This window comes from Nesiotobacter zosterae (assembly GCF_033843645.1).
Taxonomy (GTDB): domain Bacteria; phylum Pseudomonadota; class Alphaproteobacteria; order Rhizobiales; family Stappiaceae; genus Pseudovibrio; species Pseudovibrio zosterae.
On the sequence record NZ_JAWXVZ010000003.1, the window covers coordinates 148,022 to 166,298 of the forward strand.

Here is an 18,277-nt window from a genome sequence, read left to right on the forward strand (position 1 = left end):
AGGAGATTCAGGTCCGCATCAAGGGGCGAAGTGGCCGTAGAGCCGCTACTTGGAAGGGGGCTGGCATGGCGCCACCGGTGAGAGATGTCGCTGATGAGCGGCAGCCTCAGGGTACAAACGTTTTCAGCCGCGCAACGGATGCTGCGCGGCTGACGGGTTCTGCTAAGTGGCCTCAGAAGTCCCTTTGAACTCGGATGAGTACTGTGATGATGTCGTTGTCATCCGGTGTTTCCAGGTCAGATCCGCGTGGAGATACCGCGTTATCGAAGGAAACGTTACGATATCCAAGCTCCGTACCGATTTCGAAGCCGCTGACCGGCGTCCAACCGATCTTCGCGTTCAAGTCGAACTGCTCGAAGTCGTAGAAGTTCGCGTTGTCAGCTTCAGCATAGGAAAGCTGCAGTGCGGAGTTCCACTCTGGAGTCCACTCGGTGAAGATACCACCTGCAATGGACCAGCCCTCAGACGTATCAGCGCGACGACGGTCAGATTCGCCACCAAGCCCGGTTGGGAACACGTCCGTAGCGTCAAACACCGTTCCGCCCCAGTCACTGTGGATGTAACCCAGTGCGCCGTCAGCGTAGGCACCCTGCAAGGCGAAGAAGGAGCCAGACAGGAAGTCGGAGAGATCAAACTCCACACCGGCACCAATTGCCCAGCCCACTTCACCGTCAGCAACGGACGAGAGGTAGCGGATTTCCTGGACGGCACCCATCAACTGCGCGCTACCCCAACCTTGGTCAACCCGCAAGTTACCAACGAAGCTAGGCCAGCGGTGACCGCCGTAGCCCTGACTGTAGATGTCAGCACCTGCAGGCTGCGGGAACAGGTAGGAACCCACATAGAGACCCTGCTCACGGAAGGCGCGATCTTCAACCGCGATAGATGCGGAGAAGCCGTTTCCGAAGTCTGCCGTGTAACCGGCAACCCATGGGTTTTCATCGGAGTAGGCAACTGTTGTGATGGCACCGTAGGCATAACCGGTCCAGAAGTCGAAGAACGACTTCGCTTTACCAACTGTCAGGCCGCCAAACTGAACAAACGCGTAGTCCAGAGTGAGCGACGTGTCGCCTTCGGAACCAAAGGAACCGTCTGCGTTGTCATTGGATGGACGGTCAACGACGTCATCGTCGTTCCCGGTAAAGCCTGGTGTGTCAACGGTTGCAAACATATCAATGTAAGCACGGAGCAGACCATATTCCGTCTGAGTGCGAGCATCCATACGCAAGTAACCACGAGCACGTGTAGAAGTATCGTTCTCCGTACGGCGATCCCAGTTATTGGGCTCGTCACCGAAGTCATTCCAACGATATTCCGCACGAACACGACCGCGGATACGCAAACATGTTTCCGTGCCCGGGATGAAGAAATAGCCAGTTCCGTAAGCATCACAGATCTGGACATAGTCGATTGGCTCGGGAGCGACGGGCAAATCCGCCGCAAAAGCCGGAACGGCACCCATGACGAGTGCAGCTGTAGTGAGTGTAAGTTGGCGCATTATTCGACTCCTGGTTTGGGTTCTTACCCACTCCTTTTACTAGGTAAAAATCACGTTATACTTAGAGCTGCCGAATTGCTGCCTAAGCAAACCATATTTTTATTGTAATACGCGAATTCCCTGCGCCAATTGATTGCACTTTAGCTCTTAATCATCAATAACCGCGCCAAAAATAACGCAGGGTAAGTGATGTTGAGTGGGGTGCTGTTTCATTCCTGCAACGGTTTTTTGGCTAAACTGTAAATACTACCTAATAGGATGATTAGGGGTGCCTCATGTTTGAATTAACCTGTTGTTATTAAATGAAAACAGTAGGGAGTAGGCCGCCCATCCGATTTGGCCTGCTCAGCAGAGTTTCAGCCCCAAAATCCAGAATCATTCGATGATGGCGAGTCGCTCCTGTGAATCGGTCGGTGTTGATTATACATGTAAAAAGAAACTAATTAAAAGTAGATGGTAAGTAATAATCTAATGATGAGAGTTCTGTTTTGTCGATGCCAGTTGGGCGTGGGAGAGGGGGCGAAGGGGGATAAGTGACCGCTGTTGGCTGCGTTATGCGCTGCGTTGGTTTGCGTTGGTTTGCACGAAACTGACATTGCGAGCGTTGTCGGGGCGGGTTTCAGCGCAAAGGGCGCGCAGGAGGGCGTTCTGAGGCGGCATCGTTGGTTGGGTGCGCTGGGCCTTCTGGCGCGCTGTGGCGGGAGAGGCGTCAATGCTCGCCCCTCCCTCATGCTCTGAAATGAAGTCTGAGATACAGAAAGAAGGGCCACAGCAAGCCATGACCCTTCTCTTGCGCCAAATACTAACCAGAGGGACGACTAGAAGTCCCGCTGTACGCGAATGAGCCAGGTCCAAATGTCCTGATCTCGCGGCGAGGAAATTGGATCCACGCCATTGGGAGCGGTTGCGCTGCTGTACTCGATATTCCGATAGCCCACTTCCGTCCCAATTTCGAAACCTGAGACGGGGGTCCAGCCGATCACACCTTGAATGTCGAACTGATCCACATCCCAGTAGAGCTTGTTGTCGGCTTCTGCGTAAGACAGTTCCAGAGCGGAATAGAACTGCGGGCTCCACTCGGTGATGATGCCCCCTGCAACAGACCAGCCTTCACCCGTACCGTCGCCGCGAAGCGTCGAGCCGACGCCGCCTGTTGGGAAGACGGAGCTGGCATCAAAAACATCTCCACCCCAGTCACTGTGTACATAACCAAGAGCCCCGTCGGCATAGGTTGCCTGCAGCGCTGCCTGGCTTTCGCCAAGGTAAGGAATGTTGACCTCAACGCCACCGCCGATGGCAAAGCCGACTTCGCCATCAGGAATGGAGGAAAGATAGCGAACCTCGCGAACGGCACCCATGATCTGAGCGCTACCCCAGCCTTGATCAACCCGGAAGTTACCAACCAGTTCAGGGAAGCGATGGCCGCCATAGTTTTGAGAGTAGTCCGGGTCCTCATTCAGATAAGAGCCCACAAACAGGTCCTGGTCTCTGTAGGTGCGATCCTCAACGGAGATGCTCGCGGAAAAGCCATTGCCAAAATCCGCCGTGTACCCGGCAATCCATGGCTTCTCATCGGAATAGGCAACCGCCGTAATCGCACCGTAGGTATAGCCCGTCCAGAAATCATAGAAGGACTGGGCTTTACCCACTGTAAGGCCGCCAAACTGAATAAAGGCGTAGTCGAGTTCCAGTTCGGTATCGCCTTCAGACCCGAATGAACCTTCATCGTCGTCGTTGGATGGACGGTCAACAACAGTCCCGTCGCCGCTCGCGAAGCCCGGCGTATCCACCGTCGCGAACATGTCAATGTAGGTTCGCAGCATGCCGTACTCCGTTTGTGTGCGCGCATCGAGGCGCAAATACCCACGGGCACGGGTGGAAGTGTCGTTCTCGCTGCGGCGATCCCAGTCATTCGGTGCATCGCCGAAGTTGTTGAAGCGATACTCTGCACGAACCCGGCCACGGATACGCAGGCACGTTTCAGTGCCCGGAATGAAGAAGTAGCCGGTTCCGTATGCATCACAGATCTGTACATACTCTACAGGGTCTGCAATAGGCAGGTCTGCCGCTTGGGCGCTCATGGGAACGAGAGCTAGCGCAGCGACGCCTGAAGCAATATGGCGCATCTATATTCTCCGATCTCAAATGTGAGGTTCAGAACTCACCAAAGGTTCAGCGACGCGAGGCATGCCCCAAGGAGCGCGCTACTCACGCTGCAAACAGCTTTAGTTCTGTCGGAGATGAGGGTCTTGTAAATATAAAAGGGATTCTTGGGTGATTAAGCTCAGAGGTAATTTCAATTATTTACAGTAGTGTCATAAACTAGCGAGATACATATAATAACTAATTGTGGTGTTATATGTATAAAATGCATAAATATTACTGTTATATTAGATAATAACTAGTGCCAGGGTGTGTTTTATATTTTGGGGGCTGTGAATCGCTATGAAAAAAGCGCACTGTGCACACAGCGCGCTTCTAACATTCTGATTTATTAGGCGGCTCAGCCGTTGTAGCGCAAGATCGCTATCTGGCTGTCGCCCTGTTTGCGCTGGTCCAGAAGTTCGCAGCCTTCCGGGGGAAGGAGTGTTGCTTTCACATCTTCCTCCCAAACAACAATGGCGTTTTTTGCCAGCCAGCCACCGGGAATGGCGCTGGCCAAGGCGGCCTCGCCCAGCTCTTTAAGGTAGGGCGGATCCATGAAGACCAGAGTGAATGGCTCCATGGTGCCAACAATGCCCAGATCGGTAGCGTCTCGGCGCAAGATCTTGGTTGCACCCATCAGCCCGGTCGCCTCAACGTTACGGCGTATCAGGCCCCGTCCTTCAACGCCCATTTCAACAAACGTACAAAACCGGGCACCGCGGCTCATGGCCTCAATGCCCAGAGCACCCGTGCCGGCATAAAGGTCCAGAACGCGGGCGTCCTGAACCGGATTGTCAAAGGCATGGGCCAGTACATTAAAAATCGTTTCACGCAGGCGGTCGCTTGTTGGGCGTGTTTCCTGCGTCTTCGGGGTGGCAAGAGCCGTGCCCCGAAAACGTCCCCCTACTACGCGCAAGGCTTACCTCCTGCCTTTTGGCGGACCAGAACGGTTCGGGCCAGAGCGGTTCGGGCCAGAGCGGTTCGGACCTGAGCGGCCCGGGCCACTGCGACCAGAGGAAGGCTTGTCAGAGCGTGCGCCACCCGGACGTCCGCCGTCAGAACGAGCGCCGCCGGGGCGACTGCCTCCAGGCCGTCCGCCGCCTGGACGGTCTCCGCCGGAGCGCGCATCAGGGCGATCTCCACCTTGCGGGCGACCGGAGCTGCGAGGACGATCTTCACCGGAACGGGCTCTTTCAGAGCGGTTGCCTGAAAACGGCTTGCCAGATCCGCGTGGGCCGCCTGGACCACGTGGTCTGGAGTCACCGCGGTCGCCATAAGTCTTAGGTCCGTCACCGGAAGGGCCGCGCTTTCTTGCCGGAGAAGAGAAAGAGCGACGCTCCTGCGTTCCTTCCTCGTTTTCTGCGGCTTTGCGAGCCACTGGGCTCAAACGATCGAACCCCCCGCGCTGGGCGCGAACACCGCTACGGCGTTCGTTGTTCTTGCGCGGCTCATCAGTCGGGCGGTCACGTTCCTGCTTGGGTGAAACGTACTCGGCTTCGGCACCATCTGAAGACCAGACACGCATCGGCTTGGCTGGGGCGCTGCCCCGCTCATTGCTGCCATAACGGCTTGGCGCGGAGCGGCGGTCATCACGTCCGCCACGCTCGAACCTGCCACCGCGCTCTCCGCCGTCGCGGCGTTCAAAGCGCTGTCCTTCGCTTCTTTCTCTGCGTTCGCCACCTTCATGGCGCTCAGAGCGCCCGCCTTCGGCGCGATCTTTGAATACACCCTTACGCTGCCCAAACGGATTGTCTTCCCTGTTGGACGTGTCCGGGGTGGAGCGCATGGCTGCTTTCTTCTCAGACTTGCGTTTTTGCGCAGTAAGGGCGGCCTCTGCTTCTTTAGCGGACATCCAGCCACCGCCAGTGCCGCCTTTTTTCTTCTTGGCCAGCTTCGACTTGTCGTCCTGTGCCTTGTTCGGATCGGCCTGATGGATGATCGGTGCATCGAAATCCAGATCTGCCTCGGAAATGAGTCGCTCGCCCAACTGATCACGAAGAACGCGGCCGCGAATTTCACGCGCTTCACCTTCGGCAATGTCGCCGAGCTGGAACGGACCAAAGGAGATACGGATCAGGCGGTTCACGGAGAGGCCGAGATGCTCGAGGATCTTTTTCACCTCGCGGTTTTTGCCTTCCCGCAGACCCAGTGTCAGCCAGACGTTGTCCTTGCGAACGGTGTCGAGGGTGGCTTCGATGGCACCGTAAAGTACGCCGTCAATGGCCACACCATCCTTGATGGAATCAAGCTGTTCCTGAGTGACCTTGCCGAATGCGCGCACGCGGTAACGGCGCAGCCATCCGGTCTGAGGCAGTTCGATAACACGAGACAGACCGCCGTCATTGGTCAGCAGCAGAAGGCCTTCGGTGTTGATGTCGAGGCGTCCAACGGTCACAACCCGAGGCAAGTCCTTGGGCAGAACGTCAAAAACGGTCTGACGGCCCTCTGGGTCGCTGTTGGTGGTCACAGTGCCGCGTGGCTTGTGGAAGAGCCAAAGGCGCGTGCGCTCACGGGTTGGCAAAGGCTCGCCATCCACCAGCACCTTGTCCTTGGAGGTCACGGTAAAAGCAGGCGTTTCCAGAGTGGTGCCGTTGACACTGACGCGTCCGGCTTCAATCCAGGTTTCTGCTTCACGGCGGGAACACAGACCAGCGCGCGCAATCGCCTTGGCGATACGCTCTCCAGAAATTACAGGTGTTTCCGCAGGCTTCCCAGCCTTCGTCTTGTTGTCTTTTTTCGCTGCCGCTGGTTTGTCGGACTTACGATTGGCTTTGTCTTTTGGCTTGTCAAAGCGCTTGGTCATTTTCTGGCCTGTCTAGAATGTTGGCCGCCGTGGCCGAAGAGGGTCCGCGCTGGCTAAGGATAAAACCTGCCACTTTGCGCTCTGTGTGCCCTGAATTTAAATTGTGGTCGCCGCGTCATAGCAGACGCAAGAAATAAGGCAACTGTTGCACAAGGCCACAGGCCAAATTTAAGCAAAAAATGCACGGGGGTAAGCGGTTCTGCAACAATTGTGTCTGATGACAGCGGTTTCAACACAGGCTAGCTTGCGGCCATGATGAATAGCCCTCGATATTCCGGCTACATGGATTTGGCCCTGGATGAAGCCCGCGCAGCAGAAGCGCGTGGTGAAGTGCCCATAGGCTGTGTCATCGTCAAGGATGGCGAGGTGATTGCCCGCGCTGGAAACCGCACGCTGGAACTCAACGACCCAACCGCCCACGCTGAAGTGCTGGCCATTCGCGAAGCGGGCACAAAGCTGGAGTCTCAGCGCTTGGAAGGCTGTGATCTCTACGTGACGTTGGAGCCCTGTACAATGTGCGCCGGGGCCATCTCGTTTGCCCGCATCCGCCGCTTGTACTATGGGGCCGCAGATGAGAAAGGCGGCGGGGTCGATCACGGGGCTCGATTCTTTACACAAGCCACATGCCATCATGCGCCGGAGGTCTACAGCGGCCTTGCCGAACAGGACGCTGCGTTGTTGCTGACGCGCTTCTTTGAGGGACGGCGCTAAGCCTGCGCGCAACCCAATGTGCGCCCTAGGGGCATTGTAGAGTTGAGTTTAAGCTCCGTTGCGTTACGATTGGCCAGCTTCAATTTCCATGTGCCCTGTGCCGTGCGCGCAGGACCAAGCGCGGAGGAAAGACCATGTTGAAACTGATTGTGACCATGCAGGCTGAAGACCCCAAGGCCTGGGTAGAGGCTCATAACACCCGTGTTGAGCGCTTCAAAAGCGTGGCAACTGACATTTCCAGCTATCTCGACCCAGCGGGCGGCAATCAGGTCGGCCTGTCAATGACCGTCACCGATCAGGCGGCGTTGAACGAGATCATCATGTCGGAAGAAACCGTGGAGCGCATGAGGAAGCACGGCGGTGCCAGCGAACCCAAGTTTCTAGTGGGCGTTTAACCGGCATCTGCCGGCAGGGGGGCCGCGAGAGAGATGGTTTTTCTCGCCGCGCGCTCATCCTGCTGGCTTGCCTTTAGGTATCCCAGGGCTTCAAGCTCGTTTATGGCCCTGAGAACGAGGGCGTGTGCCTCATCCAGATCCCGCGCAAGACGCCCGGAATCCAGAGAGCCAAACAGTTCCGCTAGTGCCAGAATGACCACATGAAGTGGGGGCAAGTCCGGCAGGGCGTGTCCGAGCGCTTCCACGCGTTGGGGCAGGTGGGCGGCAATTTCTTCAGCAGTTGGGGTCACCATCAGCCCCCCTGAGCCTTGCGCACAACCACCGGAATCGATTTGGAGGTTGGGGTGTTTGACGCCGTACCTGTGGCATAGAGCGGCACCAGAACGTTGGTCTCCGGATAATAGGAGGCCAGACATCCCTCGGGAATGTCGTAGGGCACGACCTTGAAGCCGCGTGCCTCGCGCTTGCGCCCGTCTTCGCTGATGGTTTCCATGTCCACGCGCTCGTCTTCCGCAAGGCCTGCACGCTCCATGTCCTTTGGGTTCATGAAGACAACAAGCCGCTCACCAGTAACGCCCCGATAGCGATCATTGGCGCTGTAAACGGTGGTGTTGTACTGATCGTGGGAGCGCAGGGTCTGCAACACAAAGGCGTTGCCTTTGGCCTTGCGGGTCTGTTGGTAGACAGTTTCCTCCGGTAAGGGCGCTGAGGAGAACTCGGCCTTGCCTGTGGAGGTGAGCCAGCGGTGCTCCGCCGCCGTGTTGCCAAGATAAAACCCGCGCGGCTCGCGCACCCGTGTGTTGTAGTTCTTGAAGCCGGGAATGGTGGCGGAAATGCAGTCGCGGATCTTGTCGTAGTCGGCGATCATCTCATCCCAGTTCACCAGATCAGAGCCAAGGGTTGCCTTGGCGATGCCCGCAACAATGGCTGGCTCGGACTTGAGGTCCGGTGAGGCAGGGGGATTGATGCCACCTGAGGAATGCACCATGGACATGGAATCTTCCACGCTGATGATCTGCCGCCCGCCTTCCTGTTCGTCAAACTCTGTGCGGCCAAGGCAGGGCAGCACATAGGCCTTCTTGCCCACCATCAGGTGACTGCGGTTCAGTTTGGTTGCAATGTTGACGGTGAGGGTGCAGGCCCGCAAGGCCTCTTCCACCAACAGGGTATCCGGGGTGGCGCGGGCAAAGTTCCCGCCAAGGCTGACAAAGACCTTGGCCTTGCCGGACCTCATCATCTTGATGGCCTGAACCGCGTCGGCCCCATGCTCTCGCGGTGCCTTGAAGCCGAAGTAACGCTCCAGAGCTTGCAGGAACATCTCGTTTGGCTTTTCGGTGATGCCCATGGTGCGGTCGCCCTGCACATTGGAATGCCCGCGGACGGGACAGGCCCCTGCGCCGGGTTTGCCAATGTTGCCGCGCAGCAGCAGGAGGTTGGCAATCTCGCGAATGGTGTCAACGGAGTGCTTGTGCTGGGTAATGCCCATGGCCCAGGTGATGATGGTGCGGTCTGACTGGACGTAGATGACCGCTGCCTGTTCCATCTGTTCGCGGGTAAGGCCCGATTGGTCTTCAAGCTCGGCCCAAGAGGTTTCTTCTAGAGTTTTCTCATAGTCTTCAAGGCCCGTCGTATGGGCCTCAAGGAAAGCGCGGTCCAGCGCCCCGCCGCCGCGCACACGCTCGTAATCCAGCGCAAACACGGCCTTGGCAATGCCGCGCACCGCCGCCATGTCGCCGCCAAGCTTGGGCGCAAAGAAGTGGCTGGCAATGGGCGTGGAACCGCGGGCGATCATCTGCGCCTTGTCTTGCGGGTCGGCGAACTTCTCCAGCCCACGCTCCTTCAGCGGATTGAACGACACCACCTTGGCCCCGCGCTTGGCAGCATCTTTCAGCGCGGCCAGCATGCGCGGATGGTTGGTGCCCGGATTCTGACCGAAGACGAAGATGGCCTCTGCGTGCTCAAAGTCTTCTAGCTTGACGGTGCCCTTGCCAACGCCAATGGCCTTGGTGAGCGCAACCCCGCTTGCCTCGTGACACAGGTTGGAGCAGTCGGGGAAGTTGTTGGTGCCAAACACCCGGCCAAACAGCTGATACAGATAGGCCGCTTCGTTGCTGGCGCGGCCGGAGGTGTAAAACAGCGCCTCATTGGGGGAGGCGAGCGCCTTCAACTGCCGGCCGATGTCCGCAAAGGCCTCTTCCCAGCTCACCGCCTCAAAACGGTCGGTATCGCGATTGTAGCGCAGGGGCGTTGTCAACCGCCCCTGATTTTCCAGATCGAAATCCGAGTAGGTCAGCAGCTCGGAAAGGGTGTGCCGGGCAAACAGCTCCGGCGTTGCCCGCTTGGACGTGGCCTCCCATGTGACCGCCTTCACCCCGTTCTCGCAGAACTCGAAGGACGAACCGTGCTCCGGATCCCCCCAGGCGCAACCGGGGCAATCAAACCCGTCAGGCTGATTGGCCTTGAGCATGGTCTTTACACCCGAAACCACACCGGTTTCCCGCAGGATGGATTGCCCTACGCTTTTCAGAGCGCCCCACCCCCCGGCGGGGCCTTTGTAGGTGTTTAGATCCCGCTCATCGGCCATGTAGTTCCCTCCCGCTTGTTCTTCTTTGATGCTATTTTGCTTGAGTATAGCAGATGATGCCGTGCCCACGCTGGCACGACAAAAGGTTGAGATTGGCGTTCTCCGACAGCTTGACCGCAAGGTCGCTGGGGCTTGCCATCACAACCAGACTTGGCACGCCGCAGGTGACCGTTTTCTGAACGAGGTCCGCACTGCACCTGCTTGTGGTCATCACAAAGTCTATGGCCACGCCGGTCTTGAGGCCCGCGCCCAAAGCCTTGTCCAACGCATTGTGGCGGCCAATATCCTCCCGCACCGCATACTCGCCATTGGCAAGGGCTGCCACTGCCGCATGAAGACCGCCGCCATAGGTGTCGGAAAGGTGCTGGCGCTCGGTGAGCGTGCGCAGCGCTTCCTGAATGCGGTCATCCTCTGGCAGGTCCGTGCCTTGAAGCGGGGAGAGGGGACGCATGGCGGCAGACAGGCTGTCCACCCCGCACAGCCCGCATCCAGCGGTGCCGGTGAGCATGCGGCGACGGCGCAACGCCTCGAAGAAGCGATCATCATCGATCTGCAAATCGACGGTAAAGCCGAGCGCGTCATGGGCCTGCAGATGCACGGCGGCAAGATCAGCCGCGCTGGGCAAAATGCCTTCGCTCACGGCAAAGCCGATGGCAAAGTCTTCAAGGTCCTGCGGTGTGGCCATCAAGACCGCAAAGCCTTCCCCGTTCAAGGTGAAGGCGACCGGCGCTTCCGGTGCCAGCGTCAGCCCGCAGGCCTTGGCCTCCTCAGGCGTGTGGACGTGATGTCCTGTCATAAGCCCCCCCGAATAAGTGTCGGATCAATGCCCGATGGATCTGTTCAGTTTGCTCTCAATCACATGATCCAGCTTGCGCTTCACGTCCTCCCGAACCGGCGCGCTGGCGGACAAAATCTCGTCCGATTTCAAGAAGTCCATGACCTGAAACCGTTCAATGTCTGGACGCACAAGAATGTCAGGATGGCGGACCTGCAGCTTGCCAAGTGTAATGGACTGCATGAGGATCTGCATGGCGCCAAACATGGACTCGGTGCCCTTTGGCATGGAGCGGTCCTCACGGCGGATTGGCCTGCCCACCACATCCACCGCCACCACCACATCGCAGGTTTCCGGCAAGACGTCGAACGGCAACGGGTTCACGACCCCGCCATCAATCAGAACGCGCCCCTCCCAGTCCACCGGTTTGAACACATAAGGAATGGCGATACTGGCAGCTACGGCCCGCTTGGCAGGCCCGGCGCGAATGATCAACTCGCTGGAGTTGTAATAGTCCGCCGTGATCACGGACATGGGAATGGGGCACTCTTCAAGGCTTTCGGGAAGCGCACCCTCCGTGAAGATTTCGAGAACCTTCTGGGTGTTGAACTGCATCAGTCCGCTGCCGGAAAACATTTCGGAGATTTTCTTGGGTCGCAGCGCCCAAAGTTTGGACATGAGCGCGTTGCGCTCGCCAAAAACCCGCTGCACCAGCGCGTAGATATCGTCGCCGGACATGCCGCCCGCATAGCCGGTGCCAATCAGCGCACCAATGGAGGTGCCGGACATGGCATGTGGCTTCAGGCCCAGATCATCCAGCGCCTGAAGCACAGGAATGTGTGAGAGACCGCGGGCCCCGCCCCCACCAAGAGCAACACCAATACGAGGTTGAGACATTCGACTTTCCGCTGCCATCTCGTTGATTTCAAACTATCTCCAGCATAAGCAACGAAACGCCCGCTGCCAAACGCATAAATGGTCGAGCAACAGGGTTTGAAACGCAAGGCCTGCGCTGACACTATCGGTCAGAACTCAGTGCTTGGGGTTTTGCGTTCGCAAGTGCTCACGCGCCTTGCGCTGGATCCCGGATCTGCGTCTCGCTGCGCTCGACTTGTCCGGGATGACACGGGAGGGGGCTAAGCCGTTTACACCTCAATGCCGATTTTGCCGATATAGCCCTTGGCGAGGAACGCCTTTTGCGCCTCAATCAGGTCTTTCAACGGGTACTTGGCGGCGATGAGTGGCTTGATCTCGCCATTTTCAATATAGCGCACCAGATCCTCAAAAACCTTGTCCGGCTGCCGGGTGCTCCCCATCAGCGTGAGGTCTTGCAAGTACAATGTCCGTACGTCCAATTCAACGATTGGGCCCGCAATGGCACCAGACGCCACGTAGCGGCCCCCACTGACCAGCGTGTCGATGAGCTCCGGCCAGCGCGGGCCTGCCACCAGATCGACCACCACGTCGAACGCATGTTTTGGGTAAGCGCCATCCCGGTCCAGAACCGCGTCAGCACCAAGAGCTTTCAGGTCTTCCGCCTTTGCCAGTTTGGAGAGCGCGGTGACATGAGCCCCCCGGCGCTTGGCCAACTGAATGCCAGCAGACCCCACTCCGCCAGAAGCCCCGGTGATCAAAACGCGCTCTGCACCCACATTGGCCTTCTGCATCATGCCCTCAGCGGTGGAATAGGCGCAGGGGAAAGACGCCAACTCCAGATCAGAGAGCGCGGAGGAAACCTTCAAGACATCGTGGGAAGGCGCCGTGGCATACTCGGCAAATCCGCCGTCGTATTCAGAGCCAAAAGTGATAAGGGGCACGCCAAGGCGGGCGGCATTGAAGGTCTGCATGGGGCGCACCAGCACACGTTCGCCAACGCGCGATGCATCGACACTCGCTCCGACCGCAACAATGGTGCCGCAGCAGTCAGCCCCCTGAATGCGGGGAAATTCCAAAGGCTTGCCGGACCATCCGCCATCCTCGAAGTCAGACCCGTCAGCGCCAGAGGCGGTGCTCTCCGTGGTGCCGCGAACGGCCTTGGAGTACCAGCCCACGCGGGTGTTGATGTCGGTGTTGTTGACAGAAGCAGCTCCGACCTTGATGAGCACCTCATCGGCCTTGGGGGTGGGAACCGGCAAATCCTCCCGCCATTCCAACGCCTCAAAGCCGCCATGGCCCGTTAACACCATACCCTTCATTGTGCTCGGAACAGTCACAGGAACCTCCTTTGCGTTCGTAAAACGATCGTTCTACTTGAAAGGGGTAGAGCAATCGTTCTACTGTTGTCAACCATGAACGAGACACAGATAAAAATCGCGCGCGGACTGGAGCAGGCCTTCGTGCAACACGGCTTTGCCGAGCCGGGCGTGGACGACCTGAAAGCGGCCTCCGGCGTGAGCTTGCGCACGCTCTACAAGTATTTTCCATCCAGAGAAGACATGGTGTTGGGCGCACTGGAGTTTCGCCATCAACGCTATCTGGCGCTGCTGACCCAAGACCTGCCAGGCTCGCCTGAAGCGGCGCTCGATCCGCTTATCGATAGAATTGCACAATGGATGTGTGAGGAAGCAAGAAACGGCTGCCTTTTTCATGGTGCTGTCGCGGCCCATCCAGATAATGTGAAATTGCGACGGCTTCTTGAGACTCACAAACGTGAGGTGACCGGGATCCTTGCCGAGAAGCTGGACCTGCCAACGTCACATGAAGAAATTGCGGTAATTCACGAGGGGCTCCTGCAAGCATGGGGCCTGCACGGAAAAAGCGCGGCTGCGGCTGCCAAAAGACTGCTGGCGTTGATGCTCAACGTGAAAGAGGCAGCTTGAACATAGAACTGGGGATGCGCATGGCGCAGGAAGTCAGCAGCAAGACGGTGTCAATCACCTCTTGCAGTGAAGCGTGGGAAGTGATGGTGCTGGAGCCGCAAACCCCGAAACGTCTGGTAATCTTCGCTGCCGGGCGCGGCGGTGACCCTGAACGGCACCGGCCCTTGCTGACAGCGCTGGCGGGCAAGGGCGCTATCGTACTGGCACCGCATTTTGACCTGATGGTGTCGCCTGTACCCAGCGACCATGACCTGCGCGAGCGGGCTGAAATCATCCGAGACGCTCTGTCAAAGCTTTGTGACACAAACCTGCCTCTGGTCGGCGTCGGGCACTCCATTGGCACAACCATCTTGCTGTTGCTTTCTGGTGCCCATGCCATGCTTTCCTCGGGCGACAAGGTGGTGTTGAGGCGCACGCTGGACTTTGAGCGACTGGTGCTCATGACCCCACCAACGGACTTCTTTGGGATACCGGGGGCCTTGGATCAGGTGTCGGTGCCCATCCAGACGTGGGCAGGAACCGAAGATGAAGTGACCAGTGTGGATCAGGCTGAGCGGATTCGCGACCTTCTGGTTCCGCGGGTGCCGGTGGACCTGCGCATTGTGGAAGGAGCAGGGCACTTTACCTTCATGGATGCGCCGCCGCCATATGTGCGCGACAGCTACCCCAATCGCGGCGCTTTCAGCACCCGCCTTGCCAAGGAAGTGGGCGCGTATCTGGGGCTCTGATGCAAATCAGCCCCGCTTTTGGCGGGGCTGAAAGGAATTTCTTCAGGTCTTGAAAAGCCTTAGCTTTGCTGCTCGCGTTCAATGGCGCGCCAGCCAATGTCGGTGCGGTTAAAGCCCTCTGGCCACTTGATCTTGTCAATAGCGGCATAGGCCTTTGCCTGAGCCTCGGACACGGTCTTGCCACGGGCGGTGATGTTCAGAACCCGGCCACCTGAGGCCGTGATGGCACCATTGATGAGCTTGGTGCCAGCGTGAAAGATTTCTACATCCGGATCGCTAGACGCTTCTTCAAGCCCTTCAATCACGCTGCCGCGCTCATAGCTGCCCGGATAGCCCTTGGCTGCCATGACAACGGTAATGGCAGGCTCGTCGGTCCAGTTGGTTTCCAGATCGTCCAGAATGCCTTCCGAACAGGCGAGAAGAAGGGGCAGAACATCGCCCTTGAGACGCATCATCAGAACCTGACACTCAGGGTCGCCAAAGCGCACGTTGTACTCAATGAGCTTCGGTCCGTCCTTTGTGATCATGAGCCCGGCGTAGAGCACGCCCTTGAACGGGCACCCTTGCGCCTTCATGTCGGCAATGGTTGGCTTGATGATCTCGCGCATGACGCGCTCAACCATCTCTTCGGTCATGACGGGTGCTGGTGAATAGGCCCCCATGCCGCCCGTGTTCGGGCCTTCGTCATTGTCGAAGGCGCGCTTGTGGTCCTGTGCGGTGGGAAGCGGAAGGGCGTTGTCTCCATCAGAAAGCACGAAGAAGCTGGCTTCTTCTCCTTCAAGGAACTCCTCGATCACCACTTCCGCGCCTGCTTCGCCAAAGGTGCCGTCAAAGCACTCGTCGATGGCAGCAAGCGCTGTGGCTTCATCCATGGCAATGGTGACGCCCTTGCCGGCAGCAAGGCCATCTGCCTTGATGACGATTGGCGCACCTTGTTTGACCACGTATGCCTTGGCCTCATCGGCTTTCACAAAGCGACCATAGGCGGCAGTGGGAACGCCGGCGCGCATGCACATTTCCTTGGTGAAGGCTTTTGAACCTTCAAGGCGGGCAGCGGCCTTGGATGGACCAAACGTGCGGATGTTGTTTGCTTCCAGCGTGTCTGCGATGCCGTCAACCAGGGGCACTTCCGGGCCGACCACGACAAAAGTGATGCCATGTTCTTCGCAGAACTCCACCACCGCCTTGTGGTCTGTTACGTCCAGCGTCACGTTCTCAGCGATCTCGGTGGTCCCTGCGTTACCCGGCGCAAGATAGAGCTTGTTGAGAACAGGAGACTTGGAAAGCGCCCAAGCCAGAGCGTGTTCACGGCCGCCAGAGCCGATGAGAAGGACGTTCATGGTGGTGTAACCCTGAATTTTGAGTGTGGGACAGGTGGTGTCCCGATCCGTCTTTTTATGCAGGAGCCTGTAGCAGGTTTGCTGCGGCTCGTAAACGCGACAACCCGAAGGATCTTGTAGAATGCCGCTCTCTCCGTTCGAGGCGCACAGCGTATCGCCCTTCAACCAGCAACAGTTCCTCGCTTTTGTTCGTGAACAGGCAGCACTGGGCCGCATTGATATGGACGAGGAACAGATTGCCACCCTTAGGGTTCTGCTGGTGGACGCCTCAGAAGGGCAGGCGTGGCTGCTCACCCGCGATGGGGTGGCTTGTGGCTTTGCGGTCTGCGGATTCTTGTTGTCGGTGGCGGTTCAGGGCCGGATCGCCGTCTTCGATTATCTGGAGGTAACAGCGCGAGAGGAAGCGTTGCTGGCCTGGGCCACCCTGTTGGCGCAGATTGAGGACGATCTGCAAACGCTGGACATTCACCAGATGGTTTTGGAAGTGCGCAGCGGTGAGGCAGACAAGCATCAGGTCATGGATCAGCGCGACTATTCCCCTTCCGAACCATTGGTGATGCGCAAGCCGCTGAGGGGCAACCGCGACTTCAAGGTACGCCTTTGAAGCGATCCCGAAGCGCGGGGCGCTCTGCGATAAACACGGGGCATTGTTGAAAACACCCACAAGCCCCGCTTGACGGCAGCGGTCTGGGGCACGAAAACGTGTGCCAGATGCGATTTTGCTTTACGGACCAGCGCGGGGACCTTGGGATGTTCAACATCTTTGGCACGAAAGACACCGGACCAGTGGCAGATGCGGTGAAACGCCATTGGGTGGACACCACGCTGCCAGCGTATTTGCGTCCCTATGCGCGCCTTGCCCGCTGGGAGCGCCCAATCGGCTGGTGGTTACTGCTCTGGCCATGCCTGTGGTCCTTGTCCATGGCAACGGTGGCATCTGGCCAGACCATGCCGAACTTCTGGTACATCTTCCTGTTCTGGGCGGGCGCAGTGGCCATGCGTGGGGCGGGCTGTACCTATAACGATCTGGTGGACCGGGACATTGACGACAAGGTTGAACGCACCCGTTCCCGTCCCATCCCCGCCGGTCAGGTCACGCCCAAGCAAGCCCTCCTGTTTCTGGTGCTTCAGGCGCTGGTAGGGTTGGTGGTTCTGCTTCAGTTCAACACCTTCACCATTGTCTTGGGTGCAAGCTCCCTGCTGGTCGTGGCGCTATATCCGTTCATGAAGCGCGTGACCGACTGGCCACAGTTGTTCCTGGGCCTTGCGTTCTCATGGGGGGCGTTGGTCGGGTGGTCTGCCACAATGGGCTCGTTGAGTGCCGCGCCGTTCCTTGTGTATGCAGGTGGCATTTTATGGACCATCGGGTATGACACCATCTACGCCCATCAGGACAAGGAGGACGACGCACTGGTTGGTGTGCGCTCCACTGCGCGGCTGTTTGGTGAAAAGACCAAGCTCGCGCTCGTGCTGCTGTATGGCGGGGCAACGGTGCTGTTCGCCCTTGCGTTTTACATCGCTGGCATGGGCTGGATCAGCTACGTTGGCCTTCTGGCAGGTGCGGCGCATCTGGGCTGGCAGATGAACGCGCTTGACATCGACAACCCCGATGAGTGCCTGCGCCTGTTCAAGTCCAACACCCAATATGGCTGGCTGCTGTTTATCGGTCTTTTGCTTGATCTCTGGATCTAGGAGAGCTCCAGCGGTGCCACCTGAAAGTTGCTGACGTGCTTCATGCGGGTGAGGTCACCCGGCTGGCGGCCCACAAGAAACCGCGGACGGTTCTTGGTGTGTCCGCGGGTCTTGCGGCGCGGCAAAGGATTGCGCCGATAAAGGCTCTGAGGGGCATTGGCCACCTTGCTCAGACCCGTGTCTTCATCCACCAGCAGCAAGGGCAGGGCCAGCGCCTTGGCCCAAAGCTGCCATTCGGCCACGATATCTGCTAGGTCATTGGCTTCGAACAGAGGAACGCGCAGACCCGGACGGGGGTGGCGCAACTCCAGAACCATGCGCGGGCGGCCCGCCAGCTGCGCTTCATCAGACCGCAGCACAACGGCCACCCCGTCAAAGGCGGTGGTGGGGTAGGACCGGCGCACAAGAACCGACCCAATAAATTCGGTGATTTCGACTTGCTCTCGGCTAATGGTAACACCAACTGTAGCGCTGACACGGATGCAGCTCTCGATCGGTTCTACCGTTGCCGTAAATGAGATTGGAAGCTGGCCAGGATTTGCAATTGAAACAAACCCTGGCGCTGATGCTTCCATCGAATGATGGTGACGCCCCACGACACTGCCCTGTTTGATTTGCCCGTCTGTTTATTCTTAGTGCGGGCTGGTTATGGAGTTCAGTTTACGGGGGCTTGTTAGGCATCTGCTTAAGAAACACGGTTAAATTTCCGTGTCTTTGAAGAGGGTTAGCAAATGGTGACCGAAGTGAGACGAACAGGGACGGGCATGTGCGCATCCCCAGTCTGTTG

The 18,277-nt window shown here is 58.1% G+C and carries 17 protein-coding genes; 6 read left to right on the forward strand and 11 right to left on the reverse strand.

Annotation, left to right across the window (positions count from 1 at the left end):
- Positions 1–172: 172 nt before the first annotated feature.
- The 4 genes from Q3Y58_RS05370 to Q3Y58_RS05385 form a co-directional block, all read right to left on the reverse strand.
- Positions 173–1,498 carry a porin gene (locus Q3Y58_RS05370; protein WP_274219487.1) on the reverse strand — a complete coding sequence of 442 codons (1,326 nt, stop codon included), beginning with the start codon at positions 1,496–1,498 and terminating at the stop codon, positions 173–175.
- Positions 1,499–2,316: 818 nt separating this feature from the next.
- Positions 2,317–3,624, reverse strand: a complete 1,308-nt coding sequence (locus Q3Y58_RS05375) for a porin (RefSeq protein ID WP_319621357.1) — start codon at positions 3,622–3,624, stop codon at positions 2,317–2,319.
- A 377-nt stretch (positions 3,625–4,001) separates the two neighbouring features.
- Positions 4,002–4,559: a 16S rRNA (guanine(966)-N(2))-methyltransferase RsmD gene (gene rsmD / locus Q3Y58_RS05380; RefSeq protein WP_319621358.1), complete on the reverse strand. Its 558-nt coding sequence runs from the start codon at positions 4,557–4,559 to the stop codon at positions 4,002–4,004.
- Positions 4,560–4,562: 3 nt separating this feature from the next.
- Complete coding sequence (locus Q3Y58_RS05385; protein WP_319621359.1) at positions 4,563–6,446, reverse strand: pseudouridine synthase; 1,884 nt, start codon at positions 6,444–6,446, stop codon at positions 4,563–4,565.
- A 252-nt stretch (positions 6,447–6,698) separates the two neighbouring features.
- Between Q3Y58_RS05385 and Q3Y58_RS05390 the strand changes: the two genes are divergently transcribed.
- Positions 6,699–7,157 carry a nucleoside deaminase gene (locus tag Q3Y58_RS05390; RefSeq protein WP_413697785.1) on the forward strand — a complete coding sequence of 153 codons (459 nt, stop codon included), beginning with the start codon at positions 6,699–6,701 and terminating at the stop codon, positions 7,155–7,157.
- Between the two features lie 134 nt (positions 7,158–7,291).
- Positions 7,292–7,552: a hypothetical protein gene (locus Q3Y58_RS05395; RefSeq protein WP_319621360.1), complete on the forward strand. Its 261-nt coding sequence runs from the start codon at positions 7,292–7,294 to the stop codon at positions 7,550–7,552.
- Here the strand turns inward: Q3Y58_RS05395 and Q3Y58_RS05400 are convergent.
- The 5 genes from Q3Y58_RS05400 to Q3Y58_RS05420 all read right to left on the reverse strand — a co-directional run bounded on the left by Q3Y58_RS05400 (position 7,549) and on the right by Q3Y58_RS05420 (position 13,124).
- A complete protein-coding gene (locus Q3Y58_RS05400; protein WP_319621361.1) occupies positions 7,549–7,845 on the reverse strand; it encodes a hypothetical protein in 297 nt (98 codons plus the stop codon). The two genes, Q3Y58_RS05395 and Q3Y58_RS05400, sit on opposite strands and share 4 nt — an antisense overlap.
- Complete coding sequence (locus Q3Y58_RS05405) at positions 7,845–10,136, reverse strand: FdhF/YdeP family oxidoreductase (protein ID WP_319621362.1); 2,292 nt, start codon at positions 10,134–10,136, stop codon at positions 7,845–7,847. Before Q3Y58_RS05405 ends, Q3Y58_RS05400 begins: the two co-directional genes overlap by 1 nt.
- 31 nt (positions 10,137–10,167) lie before the next feature.
- Complete coding sequence (gene fdhD / locus Q3Y58_RS05410) at positions 10,168–10,932, reverse strand: formate dehydrogenase accessory sulfurtransferase FdhD (RefSeq protein WP_319621364.1); 765 nt, start codon at positions 10,930–10,932, stop codon at positions 10,168–10,170.
- 24 nt (positions 10,933–10,956) lie between these two features.
- Entirely contained in the window at positions 10,957–11,808 is an 852-nt protein-coding gene (locus Q3Y58_RS05415; RefSeq protein ID WP_319621365.1) for a patatin-like phospholipase family protein, read from the reverse strand.
- A gap of 248 nt (positions 11,809–12,056) precedes the next feature.
- A complete protein-coding gene (locus Q3Y58_RS05420) occupies positions 12,057–13,124 on the reverse strand; it encodes an alcohol dehydrogenase family protein (protein WP_319621366.1) in 1,068 nt (355 codons plus the stop codon).
- 75 nt (positions 13,125–13,199) lie between these two features.
- Here Q3Y58_RS05420 and Q3Y58_RS05425 point away from each other — a divergent pair, with 75 nt between their 5' ends.
- The gene (locus Q3Y58_RS05425; RefSeq protein ID WP_274219477.1) at positions 13,200–13,730 is read left to right on the forward strand and encodes a TetR/AcrR family transcriptional regulator; all 531 of its coding nucleotides are present in this window, start codon (positions 13,200–13,202) and stop codon (positions 13,728–13,730) included.
- Positions 13,727–14,458, forward strand: coding sequence for an alpha/beta hydrolase family protein (locus tag Q3Y58_RS05430; protein ID WP_319621367.1), 732 nt, complete (start codon positions 13,727–13,729; stop codon positions 14,456–14,458). Before Q3Y58_RS05425 ends, Q3Y58_RS05430 begins: the two co-directional genes overlap by 4 nt.
- Before the next feature lie 59 nt (positions 14,459–14,517).
- Here Q3Y58_RS05430 and purD read toward each other — a convergent pair whose 3' ends face one another.
- Positions 14,518–15,798, reverse strand: a complete 1,281-nt coding sequence (purD, locus tag Q3Y58_RS05435; protein ID WP_274219475.1) for a phosphoribosylamine--glycine ligase — start codon at positions 15,796–15,798, stop codon at positions 14,518–14,520.
- Positions 15,799–15,919: 121 nt separating this feature from the next.
- Here purD and Q3Y58_RS05440 point away from each other — a divergent pair, with 121 nt between their 5' ends.
- The gene (locus Q3Y58_RS05440) at positions 15,920–16,402 is read left to right on the forward strand and encodes a hypothetical protein (protein ID WP_274219474.1); all 483 of its coding nucleotides are present in this window, start codon (positions 15,920–15,922) and stop codon (positions 16,400–16,402) included.
- 146 nt (positions 16,403–16,548) lie between these two features.
- Positions 16,549–17,490: a 4-hydroxybenzoate octaprenyltransferase gene (gene ubiA, locus Q3Y58_RS05445; protein WP_319621370.1), complete on the forward strand. Its 942-nt coding sequence runs from the start codon at positions 16,549–16,551 to the stop codon at positions 17,488–17,490.
- Here ubiA and Q3Y58_RS05450 read toward each other — a convergent pair.
- Positions 17,487–18,065 (reverse strand): DUF6101 family protein, encoded by a 579-nt coding sequence (locus Q3Y58_RS05450; RefSeq protein ID WP_319621372.1) that lies wholly within the window; start codon positions 18,063–18,065, stop codon positions 17,487–17,489. The genes ubiA and Q3Y58_RS05450 overlap by 4 nt on opposite strands.
- Positions 18,066–18,277: the final 212 nt, after the last annotated feature.